Here is a 12,902-nt window from a genome sequence, read left to right as displayed (position 1 = left end):
TTATATGCTAGGTTATTTTCTATATAGGTCTAGCCCTCTTTTCCCATATAATCAATTAAATCGACGAATACTCGGTACAGACAATGCTATTCCAATTGTTAAAATTACTAAACTAGCTAGTGTTATAATAGTTATCTCGCCACCTATGACAGTAGCTAACCAGCATACAACTACATACCCTAATGGCAATAAAGCAAAAGAACCCAACATATCAAGACTTGCCACTCTTCCGAATGCTTCTTCTGGTACAAGTTCCTGTAAACTCGTTTCCCAAATGAGTCCAAATATCATCATGCCAAATCCTTCAATTGCCATTAAGAATATTAAAGCGGGTGCCCAAGAAATGAATGGCATAATTAATAAAGCAATACCACTCATTAAAACACCTCCATAAGCCAGTAATCCTCTCTTATGCCACCGCTCTTTCCCACCAAATATTAATGCAGCAATTACAGCCCCACCACCAGAAAAGGCCATGCCAAGTCCATACACGTAAGCTTCAAAATGATGATGAACATTAAATAACCACGGAATTGATACGACGATAATGCCGGCATAACAAATATTTATAAAAGAAAAAACTAAAATTGTAATCCACAGCCACGGATGACTTTTTAAAACTAATACACCTTCCATAAACTCTTGTTTGTAATTAAGCTTACTCTTTTCAATGGGTTTTACTTTTTCAAACTTAATTTCTTTTAAAAATAATAAACATAAAAATGATAATAAGTACGTTACTGCATCTAGTCCGAAACCTATCCCTGCAGACGCAACCGATACGATTAACCCACCAAGTGCTGGTCCAATTAATCGTATACCTTGATTACTCATTTGAGTGAGTGCGTTAGCTGCATTACGAATTTCAGGAACGAATACTTTCGCCCTTACAGCAGAATATGCTGGTTGGAATATCCCTTCCATAAGTCCGTATAAGGCAACGAGAATGTATAAAACTGTAATTGTTAATAAATCCATAAATATAAGCGATGCAAGTAATAGCATTAATATACAGCGGAGTATATCCGTAAATAACATTAATTTAACCCGATCAATTCGGTCTACAATTAAACCTGCAAACGGTAAAGCGAGAATATTAGGTAGCATGTACATTGCCATTGTCATTCCCATCACAACTGTTGAGCCAATTAATGAATACACAACAACTGGGAGTATGACCATAGTTATCGAACTACCTAAGGCCGAGAGTAATTGTCCAATCCATAAAAATTTAAAGTGTGGTGATACTTTAACCGGTAATAATAATTTACCAACATAACCTAAACTTTTCTCCTTTTGTATTTCTCCTTGCATGTCTCTTCCCTCTTTTCGAATGACTATAGAATTTATAATTTATAACTTAAAATTTATAATATTCAATTTATAATTATATAAGAAACAATTATGTTATGGTAAAATTATCAAAAAAATATAAAGGAGAATACATCATTATGCCTCTAAATTCACATAACATCGAACACCAGATCTATACAATGTGTATGATCCAACGTAACAATGAAGTTTTACTCATAAAACGCCCCAACCATCGAGGTTTCCCTGGCTACATCGCTCCTGGCGGCAAAGTAGATTTCCCCGAAAGTATCGTTCAAGCCGCTATAAGAGAAGTAAAAGAGGAAACTGGATTACTTGTTTCGAATTTAACTTTTAAAGGATTAGATGAATATGTAAATCCGAAAGGTAATGTTCGGTACATGGTATTTAACTACTGGACAGACTCATTTGAAGGTGAACTTCTTTTAAACCCTCCTGAGGGCGAATTATTATGGATACCAATCGATACAGCACTACATCTTCCTATGCAAGATTGGTTTAAAGAGAGATTCCCATTATTTTTTGAAACAGGCACTTTTGAAATTCAACGTGTTTGGGATAATGAGCTAAATAAACAAATTTCTATGACAATTACCCATACATAAAAAAGCTTGGAAACCTGTCCAAGCCTTTCTTACTTCTAAGTAATTTTTTCAATCTTATAATGAATATGTAAAAATTTAAGTCCAAATATCCACATGCTATGATGAGCTGTTAACATTTTATCCTTATCCTCTGTAATGACGAAAGTCTCTGCTAACGGTAAACGGATTGTTAAGAACTGAGTATGTAAATAAATACCCTCATCTCCCTGACCATTTTCTCTTAACTTACTAGTAATGATTAAATCATGACTATCATTATATATTTTCAAAATACCAGTCATATTCGAATAAGGTAAAGGTAAGGCGATATTCATATATGTCTCATTCTTATTTGTATGCTTTGAATAAAGAGCTACAAAAATAGATTCACCTGCTTCATTTTTCCTTAGCCAAGCCCTTACATTCTCTCTTCCATCTTTCTCATCTATTACATTAATGATAGAGCCATGCATCGTTTCCCAATTGCCGCCCATCCCTAAATGTATTTGTCCCACACGCTTACTCATTTTCTCATAACAAAATGCAAATGGGCGGAACCAACGAGCCCATTTAATATTTGATTGCAACTCATACTCTGTTGTATTTTCATAAAAACGAATAATACTTAAAGGTACCTTCGTCACGTCAAATGACTCACTATGAAAATCAGTTATTTGATCAACTAAACCGTTGTATTCCTTACTGCCTACTAAATTGCCGCTATATAAAAAAGCCTCACCAATTGCCACACTTCCTCTTAATTTACTCATTGGTTTCCCATAGTATTTATAATTCGGAACACTCTTTTCGATCATCCAGCCGACAAATGCCGGTAACGCTACTCCAATTCCATTGACAACACCATGAATCCAAACCATTTGAGCAATTGTAATCGTCATTACATGCTTCAAATTCCCGTATGAGTATATAAGTGAGAACATAATTGTAACCATGAGTGTACTAGACGAAACGATTAGTAGAATCTTTGCACTGATAGCATTAAATTTTGCTCTCCAAACGTAAAATCCATACCCATAAATCGCACATAAATATAGAAACACTGCAAAAAATTCAAATATTCTCGAGTATGTAATTCCTATTGCGACTGTCATAGGTGAAATCATGATGATAGACATAATAACATCATATACTTTACTTCTCTTTTCTCTTTTTCTCCCTATTAAACCAGCTGATAATGGCAATAGAAACGCCGAATAATGAAAATGTGCAGCTGTGAGTAAAACAATGTCAGAGCTAAACTGCATAATTGAAAGTTTTGCTACTGAAGCAAAAAACCAAAAACCACCTAAAAACAAATAAATAAACGCACTATCTATGGCGGTCTCTTCTAACGGCTTCCATCCTCTTTCTAGCAATCTACTTACACCAAATAACGCAACAATTCCTGTATATACAAACCAAACTAGCGCAAATACATAGTGATTTGTGACGAAAGCTAGCATTGCACAAATTGCTGCAATTGGATATAAAAACGATACGAATTTATAAAATAATAAATACGATCCATCTCTTTTTCTTTTATCAATAATACAAAGTGACATTGGTATAAATAATAAAACAGATAATAATATAATTGCTTCAACAGGATTTATATTCGACCGCTCACATAATAGAAAAACAACATAACCAGCAAGCCCAAATATTATATTTTTCATATCGTTTATTTCCTTTCCACAAATGTTCCCTTATATGAAAAAAGCGAGCCAATTAACGGGTTTCGTACTTGTACATGAATTCGAAAACACTGTAGTGTTGCATCATAACTTTCAACAATTTTTGCTTCACCATACAAGAATTTTGGCAACGGAATTTTTCTTCCAAACATATAAAACCATTGTTTCTTTGAAGCAATATGCATTGCCCCTAACTCATCGATATGAAAATGTAGTGTAGAAACGAGTAAATGTGGTTCGCCAAAATAATCTACAATTTCATTTTCGTTTTCATCCAATTGCATAACTGCGTTAAAATATCTTTTCTTATTATGAAAATAAAAAGTACGGTTCCACCTTACTAATTCTTGTCCATATTCATCTCGCTCAGCTATGTTTTGTATCGTAAATGGAATTTCCTCTCCTCGTTCCGAGAAAAACATTCGAAACTTCGATGCAATTTTCAATATAAATTTCACGAAAAAAGAGCCACCGTAAATTTCATCCATCTTTCCTTCCCCTGTAAAACTATTCTCTTCTGTAATGGCATAACGCTTCTGCAATTCAGGATGAAGATTTTTATAGGTATCCCCTAATAATCGTTCATACATATTAGCCATACACTTATCCCTTTCTCGCCCTCTTGCAATTTTTCGCGCTTGGTAAATCGAAACTATTTATATAACCGACAATTGATAACCCCATTAGAAGAACATTTAATGTAATCGGATTAAACGGCCCTGTAAAGCTTGCGATATTCGTAAATCCTGCCGCTAACGTTAAAACTAGTAATACAATAATATGCAGTATAAATAATTTTCGTTTTGTTAGTGGCAACAGCCATACGACACCGAAAATTATTTCTAACACCCCAATTATTTTAAGTATATATACACTACTTTCATTTGAACCAATTAATACAGAAAGCATCTTTACTTCTTCTGAATGAGTAAACAGTAGTTTCGGCACTATCCCTTGATATATCCATACAAAAGCAAATAAAAAGCATACGAGCCAATACGTCATTGTTCTTCTAATTAGTAACCTAGGATGAAGCCCCTTTTCTAACCATAATTTTAAGGCATCAAAACTCCAAGCGGTCGCCCAACCTAATAACGGACGAAAAATATAGGAATCTATTACATTTCCTATACGACCAAATCTTGTATCATAATCATATTGTGTCTCAAAATGGATGTATTCTTTATTCGGCGTATACTTCCAATAACCACGTCCTATTTGAATAAGAGATAATGTATTATCCGTCCAAAATTTTAAAGAGGAAATTCTTTCACCAGTTTCTTTTCTTATTTCACCTATTGATTCCCCTTCTCCAGCTATTTCAAGCCCAAATCCAATCTTTGTTTTATACAAAAACTTCTGTGGTTCTCCTTCTTTTTTCCCTAAATACGAAATTTCAGTAAAGCGAGCATCCCACTCTGTATGTATATCTGGTTCTTGCGTATATCTCCATAATTTTTCCATCGTCGTGTTCATTTTTGTCGCAACATAAATAGGCTGTTTCCTTTTCATTCTCCCACCTCCTATGCACTATAAGTTTAATGTACATGCAATGAATTTATTTTGCTACATTTTTCACAAACTTTTCTGTAAAAAGAAAGAATTTTTAAAATATATGTAAAACACTTGATTCCCCGAAAAATTTAAATTATTATAAAACAAATGTTACCAATAACTTCATAAATCAAACACTCTCGCCTAAAACGTGAGATAGAGGTTGCGATACTTATGAGTATTCTAATGGAGACACAGAGATGTCTATGAACTTAGATGAAAGGAAGTATTGCCGAAATTGATAAATTTCTCTGCATTTGTCAATTGGGGCTGTTTTCGAATAGAAACAGAACTGTCATATGTACAGACGTGTACGTATGAAGAGCTATCTACAAAAAAGAGATATCATTTTTTATGATATTCCTTTTTTGGCGGTTTTTTTATTAGCTCCGTTTTCTGTTTCCCTTTTCCTGTAACAGCACCATCCTCACTTATTTGAGATGGTGTTTTTTGTTTGTCTTTCTGGTAACTACAGGAGTATTGGGATTTATATATTTCCTAATCTATTCTTAAAAATAGACGAAAGAAGGAATTTGTAATGGAAACAATTGTTCAAAAATTTGGTGGCACTTCTGTCGGAAGCGTCGAACGCATTCAACATGTAGCAAATTTAATTATTGAAGAATATGAACGAGGTCATAGCATTGTCTCTGTCGTTTCAGCAATGGGAAAAAGCACAGATGAACTTGTCGCACTCGCTAACGCTATCACAGAAAATCCAAGTAAACGTGAAATGGATATGCTTCTATCTACAGGAGAACAAGTAACTATTTCATTATTAACAATGGCACTGCAAGCAAAAGGCTATCATGCAATTTCATTAACAGGGTGGCAAGCAGGTATTACGACAGAATCTGTACATAGTAGTGCACGGATTACTGACATTCATACAAATCGTATTCAATCTTATCTTGCTGAAGGCACGATTGTTATCGTAGCTGGTTTCCAAGGTATAAGTGTAGAAAATGAAATTACAACGCTTGGCCGTGGTGGTTCTGATACGACTGCTGTCGCACTAGCCGCTGCACTTAAAGCAAAAAAATGTGATATTTATACGGACGTGACAGGCGTATATACGACGGACCCACGAGTTGTAAAAGATGCTTACAAATTAGACGAAATTTCTTATGACGAAATGTTAGAGCTTGCTAATCTCGGTGCCGGCGTATTACACCCGCGCGCTGTTGAGTTTGCTAAAAATCATAACGTAGTTTTAGAAGTTCGCTCAAGTATGGAACAAGAAAACGGAACAATTGTAAAAGGAGAATGTAACATGGAACAACAATCAATCGTTAAAGGTATTGCATTTGAGGATAACATTACACGTGTCACAATTAAAGGATTAGAACAAGGCTCGCTTTCAACAGTTTTCTCTACATTAGCAGCAGCACACATTAATGTAGATATCATAATTCAAAGTATTACAAATGAAGGAACTGTACACCTCTCCTTCTCCATTCATTCGAATGATTTAAGAGAAACTTTAGAAGTTTTGGAACAAAATCAAGAAACTCTTCACTATGAATCTGTAGAACATGAAAATCACTTAGCAAAAGTATCAATCGTAGGATCTGGCATGGTATCTAACCCAGGTGTCGCTGCAAATATGTTCACTACTTTAAAAGAAGAAGATATTCATATTAAAATGGTAAGTACATCAGAAATTAAAGTGTCTGTCGTTATTGACCGCCTTCATTTAGTAACAGGCGTTGAGGCGCTGCATCAATCATTTATGGCGAAAATTGAGCCTTTCGTGCAAATGAGCTAATCTCATCTATTTAGTAATACTAAAAAAATCATATTAATGTATTACATTCCTATTAAATAAAAAGCTGTTCGTTAACACGATGCTATATGACATATTAAAAAACACCTTGTCACATTTTCCTATACTGTGACAAGGTATTTTTAACTGAAAGGAATTTGTAACTACTTAGTAGTATAATTATGAGGATAATTAAATAATAGACTTTTATACATAAGGAGATAAGACTATGGCAAAAAACAAATTACTACGAATGGACAATGTCAGCATCGTTGTAGAATCCCTTGATAACGCAATCTCTTTCTTTGAGGAGATTGGCTTGAATCTCGAAGGTCGAGCCAATGTCGAAGGTGAATGGGCTGGTCGCGTAACTGGACTCGGTTCTCAGTGCGTAGAGATCGCTATGATGGCCACTCCAGATGGCCACAGCCGAATTGAACTTTCGCGATTTCTCACCCCTCCTACTATAGCAGATCACCGAACAGCTCCTGTAAACGCCCTCGGTTATCTACGTGTCATGTTCACCGTTGAAGATATTGACGAAATGGTATCGAGACTCACTAAGCATGGTGCAGAGCTCGTTGGCGAAGTAGTTCAGTACGAGAACTCGTATCGTCTCTGCTACATTCGTGGAGTCGAAGGAATTTTAATCGGTTTGGCGGAAGAACTCGGTAATAAGTAAGCAAGTGACGTTTTGTAAAAAAGAGGGAATAGCTCTATATTTAAGCTATTCCCTCACTTCTATTAAAACAGATGAATGTTTTCTTTTTTACAAGCTGCACGTAAATCGTCAGGCCATACAGAAGATTGAACTTCACCGATATGTGCTTTACGTAAGAAGTACATGCACATTCTTGATTGTCCAATGCCACCGCCGATTGTTAATGGTAGTACGTCTTCTAATATACCTTTATGGAAATCATACTCACGTTTGAAGTCTTCACCAGTTTTCGTTAACTGCTCATCAAGTGATTTACTATCAACACGAATTCCCATTGATGATAATTCAAATGAAGATTGTAGTACTGGGTGCCAGAATAAAATATCACCGTTTAATTTCCAATCGTCATAATCAGCTGCGCGTCCGTCGTGCTTTTCACCTGAACGAAGTGCATCACCAATTCCAATAATAAAGACTGCACCGTGTTCTTTCGCAATTGCATGTTCACGATCTTTCGGTGTTAATTCTGGATATTTATCTTCTAGTTCTTGAGAAGTAATGAAAACAATCTCTTCTGGTAAATACTTTCCAAGGAACGGATATTTTTCAAATAAGTGATCTTCTAAATCTTTGAATATTCCATAAATTGTTTGTACTGTTTTTTGTAAGTAATCGACAGTACGCCATTCTTTTTGAACGATTTTTTCCCAATCCCATTGGTCAACGTAAATGGAATGCGTTGCATCAAGTTCTTCATCACGACGAATCGCGTTCATGTTTGTATATAAACCTTCACCAGCTTCGTATCCGTATTCATGTAATGCAAATCGTTTCCATTTCGCTAGTGAATGAACAATTTCTAATTCTTCTCCTGAATGTAACATATCAAATTCAATTGGGCGTTCTACACCGTTTAGGTGATCGTTTAATCCTGATTTTTTCGTTACGAATAATGGTGCAGATACGCGGAATAGTTCAAGGCGTTTTGCTAATTGGTCCTCGAAAAATGTTTTAACTTCCTTAATTGCGATTTGAGTCTCTCTTACTGTCATTAATGATTGATACATGGTGGTTTCCTCCTAAAATGTTTGGATGTTGTGAAAAGAAGCCAACAAAAAAAGCCCTTCTTTCCCAAAAAACTGGGACGAAAGGCTTTGGTTCCGCGGTACCACCCAAATTAGCAACAGAGGTTGCTCACTTATACAGTACGGAGATAAAATATCTCGATACTGTTCTTCTTGTAACGGCGAAGTTCCCGGCTAAGTCTACTTTCCTATAAAGGATTTCGGTTAGCAACTCCAGGAGGTTCTTCATAATAGGCTTCGTATCAGGCTCACACCACCCCTGACTCGCTTAAACTACGTCCTACTACTACTCGTCCTTTCATAGTCGTTTTGTTGTCACATCTCTGAAACATTTTATTAATGATTATTCTATACAAAAAATAAAGAAAGTCAACAAAAAGTTTTAAAATGTTTTTCAATTCTTTATTTTACGGCTTTATTGATTGTTGTTAATTTAACATCTTTACTTTTTCTGCCTCGTCAATCCAAAAAATGTTTCACTGATCGAAACTAACGTATACACAACAATTAATGTGATCGTTCGGAATATAGAATCCGCAGTATTTCTTATTATTTTCATTTTCTTTATAATTCCTTTCAGTTTACTTGCAATTTCATGATATACTATAGCATTCAAGCAGTTTATTTTTACTTAAAGTAATCATAGTCATTTATAAAGAGTATTTTCTAAATCATTGACTATTATCAAATAAGATTTTTATATAACGGAGTGATCATATGAGTAAAACGAAAGCAAAACCGAAAAAAGGTGTAGGACAAGGTACAGGAAGTAAAGGATGGAACCGTTGGCAATCAAGTGCAAAGAAAAAGGCAGCTGCCAAACCATACAAAAGTAAAGGTACAAAGAAGTAATTTAAATAACATTTGATTTCTTTACTTTGTACAAAACAAAATATAATTATTACAACAAAAAAGCTATGCCCTCATCAATTTGAAGGCATAGCTTTTTTATATTAAATCATTAAAATATCTCGAATTTCTTCCTCTGTGATTGAGGACAATTTCTCTTCTCCCGGCTCAATCACTTCAGCGATTAAATTTTTCTTACTTTCTTGCAGTTCATGCATTTTCTCCTCAATTGTTCCCTGAGCTACTAGCTTTATAACTTGCACTGTATTTTTTTGTCCCATTCGATACGCTCTATCGGCCGCTTGTTGTTCAACAGCTGGATTCCACCATAAATCATATAATATTACTGTATCTGCACCAGTTAAATTAAGTCCGGTACCACCAGCTTTTAAAGAAATGAGAAATAGCTCTCCTTCTCCTTCGTTAAACCGATCGCACAGCTCTACACGTTCCTGCGCTGGTGTACTCCCGTCTAAATAAAAGTATGGAATTGCTTGTCGATTTAACTCACGACCAATAATAGAAAGCATCTTCGTAAATTGAGAAAAAATTAATATTCTCTTCCCTGTACTTCTACATTCCTCTAGAATCTCTAACAGTTGTTCAAATTTAGCTGAACTTCCTTTGTAATCATCAACAAATAAAGCGGGATGACAACAAATTTGTCGCAATCTCGTTAAACCAGCTAAAATTCTAATTTTATTTTTACGTAACGTGTCTTTGTCTAAATGCTTCAACGTTTCTTCCCTTAACTTCGCTAAATAAGCAGCATAGAAACTCTTTTGATCGGGTAATAACTCCGATGATTGTAAGTGCTCTATTTTCTCTGGCAACTCATTTAATACGTCCCCTTTTAACCGTCTTAATACGAATGGTTTCACTCGCTTCGCTATATCTTCACGCCTTAAATCACCGAACTCTTTTCTTCCTGGTAATAATTCCGGGAAAACGACATGGAAGATAGACCATAGCTCTTCTAATGAATTTTCTACAGGTGTCCCCGTTAGTCCGAAACGGTATTCAGCTTGAATTGTTTTCACAGCTCTTGCCGTTTGTGTTGTAGGGTTTTTAAACGCCTGTGCTTCATCAAGAAATAGTGTATGAAATGGTCTTGCATATAATCTTATATCTCTTCTCAGTAATGGATATGACGTAATTATGACATCAAATTCCGCTATATCTTTCAAAATCTTCCGGCGCTCTGCTTGGTTTCCATCTGCAATAACCGCTCTAATATGCGGGGCGAATTTTTTCAATTCACTAAACCAATTATAAACAAGAGATGATGGTGAAACGACTAATATAGGCAGCTTCTTTTCTCGAATCTCAGGCAAAACAGAATCTATAAAAGCAATGCTTTGCAACGTTTTTCCAAGTCCCATATCATCTGCCAAAATACCGCCAAAACGGTAATAAGCAAGTGTTTTCATCCATTCGAACCCATATACTTGATACTTTCTCATTTCTGCATTTAAAGTATTTGGCACAGCAAACTTTAATTTTTTCGGATTTTGAATGTTTTCTACTAACTCTTGAACAGAATCATCCACACTTAAAACATTGCCTTCATGAAGTCCATTCATCCATTTTACACTCCGAATAAGCGGAACATTTACCTCTTCTCCATGTAAAAATTCTTTCCGAATACCTGATTCTTTTATAAACTGATTAATTTCATTAAACTCTTTACTCTCTAGCGATAAAAAAGAACCGTTCGCCAATCGATAATATTTACGTTTCTCTTCAAGAGCCGCTAATACACCTTTAATTTCTGCTTCTGGTATTCCTTTTATATCAAAACGAAATGACAACCAATCAATTCTTTCTTTTCTTCTCACTCTAATAAGAGGAACTACATCCCCTTTACTAATTCGCAATTTAATTGCTGTCGTCGCATAAATATCAACTAAACCTTTTAATGTTGGCACGACGTGATATAAAAAGTTATACTCAGCTTCTTCATTATGCATAAAGTAACCGCCTTCTGTTTTTGCAAAGGCACTTTCACTCATAATGTCTAAAATCTCTTTTTCCTTTTTCTCATCACGATTAAAAACAGACGGCTGTCCATCCTCTTCTAGCGGATTAATCATGACGTTCCCATAGTGAAATTCAAGACCTGCTAATAAGCGATTTTTCACGCGGTCTAAATACAATTTCGCTTTTAGCGAAGGTGTTTCAACACGATCCGATATTACTTCATCAATGTGTACAGTTCCGAGCTTCATTAATCCTGGTACAACTTTCCCGACGAAATGTTCCATCTTACTTTCTGGAATATAAAACTGATTACTATTTGAGCGACTTATCATCTTTTGTAATTCAATAAGTCGCATACAATCTTCAATGTGTAAGTGATATAATTTCCCATCGTAAAGTGCATTGTTATACATATCCATAACTCGTACACGATTTAGACCATCTATATGAAGTGTAAATCCGCCATTATTTCCCTTTGTAAATTCAAAGTGTAACGGCAACAAACCTTTTGAAACTTGTAATCCCTGAAACAGTTGTTCATTTTGTTTCAGCTGTACATATTCAACTTTAGAAAGTGAAGAGAGCATATCTTTCCATGAAGCTGGTGGTATGAATATCATACTTTCATCTTGTTTCGCATGTACTTCTAGCGCATCCTCATACATTTTTTCGTTATGATACATTTTAATGAGCTGCTGGATAATCGCATCCGTTTCTTGTTTAAAACTATGTACATCTGGCGTATATGTAAATTCATTTGAACAATGAAAAGACTCTCTTTTCTCCACCTTAGAAAGAAATTCTCTAATATGATTTATGAAATACACTTTGGCAAGTTTCAATTGAATTCCAAGTAGAGCCCCACCACTTCTCGTAGCTACTGGTGTACATATAAACTCAACATCTAATATTTCGCGTGTATCAAAACGGTGTTGTTTACTTTTTGGCCTCAGTGGTTTGTCCGCAAACAGCTGAAACATACCACTTGTCAATTGATCGTTTCTGTTACTAGTGGAGCTCATTCCACCTGTTTGTTGATTATAGTTTATTTGTATTAATACTGCTGCAACATGTTGACAATACGTTTGAAAAGACGATAATGAAGGACAACTACATTTTGCAACAACATCACCCTTTTTAGCTTTTTCTACTGTAACATGGAAATCCTCGTTCCCTTTTACTGTAGCCTCGCAAATTTCTTTATTTTTATCATAATGATTTATTATCACTTTATTTGATTTATAATAGGCTTCACCTCTTTTATATGAGGTCTCTCCGCACACTTCTTTAATAATCGATTTATTCAATGTGAAACTCATCGCTTTGACACTTCCTTAATATAAAACCATTTTCTCTTACTTAACATTTTACATGCTCCACGAGAAAATATAAAATGTT

Annotated in this window: 10 protein-coding genes, 1 riboswitch and 1 other annotated feature; of the genes, 4 read left to right on the top strand and 6 right to left on the bottom strand. The window is 35.1% G+C overall.

The features are described from left to right. Window positions 1–51: 51 nt before the first annotated feature. Complete coding sequence (locus tag MR160_RS15670) at window positions 52–1,314, bottom strand: MFS transporter (protein ID WP_242297683.1); 1,263 nt, start codon at window positions 1,312–1,314, stop codon at window positions 52–54. A 137-nt stretch (window positions 1,315–1,451) separates the two neighbouring features. Between MR160_RS15670 and MR160_RS15665 the strand changes: the two genes are divergently transcribed. Continuing rightward, complete coding sequence (locus MR160_RS15665; protein WP_001130579.1) at window positions 1,452–1,937, top strand: 8-oxo-dGTP diphosphatase; 486 nt, start codon at window positions 1,452–1,454, stop codon at window positions 1,935–1,937. 35 nt (window positions 1,938–1,972) lie between these two features. Here the strand turns inward: MR160_RS15665 and MR160_RS15660 are convergent, their stop codons facing one another. Genes MR160_RS15660 through MR160_RS15650 form a run of 3 tightly spaced genes read right to left on the bottom strand, consistent with a single transcriptional unit; the run spans window position 1,973 to window position 5,122 of the window. Further along, on the bottom strand, window positions 1,973–3,592 hold the full coding sequence (locus tag MR160_RS15660) for a YndJ family protein (protein WP_242297682.1): 1,620 nt from the start codon (window positions 3,590–3,592) through the stop codon (window positions 1,973–1,975). A gap of 5 nt (window positions 3,593–3,597) precedes the next feature. Further along, window positions 3,598–4,209, bottom strand: a complete 612-nt coding sequence (locus MR160_RS15655) for a DUF4166 domain-containing protein (RefSeq protein WP_000002648.1) — start codon at window positions 4,207–4,209, stop codon at window positions 3,598–3,600. A gap of 4 nt (window positions 4,210–4,213) precedes the next feature. Then, window positions 4,214–5,122: a DoxX-like family protein gene (locus MR160_RS15650; protein WP_000823953.1), complete on the bottom strand. Its 909-nt coding sequence runs from the start codon at window positions 5,120–5,122 to the stop codon at window positions 4,214–4,216. A gap of 191 nt (window positions 5,123–5,313) precedes the next feature. Further along, window positions 5,314–5,500: riboswitch (Lysine riboswitch) on the top strand. A 202-nt stretch (window positions 5,501–5,702) separates the two neighbouring features. Between MR160_RS15650 and MR160_RS15645 the strand changes: the two genes are divergently transcribed. Next, entirely contained in the window at window positions 5,703–6,932 is a 1,230-nt protein-coding gene (locus tag MR160_RS15645) for an aspartate kinase (RefSeq protein ID WP_000448041.1), read from the top strand. Window positions 6,933–7,158: 226 nt separating this feature from the next. Further along, window positions 7,159–7,611, top strand: a complete 453-nt coding sequence (locus tag MR160_RS15640) for a VOC family protein (protein ID WP_001107256.1) — start codon at window positions 7,159–7,161, stop codon at window positions 7,609–7,611. 62 nt (window positions 7,612–7,673) lie between these two features. Here MR160_RS15640 and asnA read toward each other — a convergent pair whose 3' ends face one another. Further along, window positions 7,674–8,657 carry an aspartate--ammonia ligase gene (gene asnA / locus MR160_RS15635; protein ID WP_000284912.1) on the bottom strand — a complete coding sequence of 328 codons (984 nt, stop codon included), beginning with the start codon at window positions 8,655–8,657 and terminating at the stop codon, window positions 7,674–7,676. 70 nt (window positions 8,658–8,727) lie between these two features. Further along, window positions 8,728–8,986: a binding site (T-box leader), on the bottom strand. Window positions 8,987–9,392: 406 nt separating this feature from the next. Between asnA and MR160_RS15630 the strand changes: the two genes are divergently transcribed. Next, entirely contained in the window at window positions 9,393–9,527 is a 135-nt protein-coding gene (locus tag MR160_RS15630; protein WP_000047588.1) for a DUF3934 domain-containing protein, read from the top strand. A 101-nt stretch (window positions 9,528–9,628) separates the two neighbouring features. Here the strand turns inward: MR160_RS15630 and MR160_RS15625 are convergent, their stop codons facing one another. Further along, a complete protein-coding gene (locus MR160_RS15625; RefSeq protein WP_000011068.1) occupies window positions 9,629–12,823 on the bottom strand; it encodes a DEAD/DEAH box helicase in 3,195 nt (1,064 codons plus the stop codon). Window positions 12,824–12,902: the final 79 nt, after the last annotated feature.

The sequence above is a fragment of the Bacillus cereus group sp. BfR-BA-01382 genome (genome assembly GCF_022663475.1).
GTDB lineage: Bacteria > Bacillota > Bacilli > Bacillales > Bacillaceae_G > Bacillus_A > Bacillus_A thuringiensis_S.
Note: the sequence above shows the minus strand (reverse complement) of the source record. Positions and strands in the feature narration are given on the sequence as shown.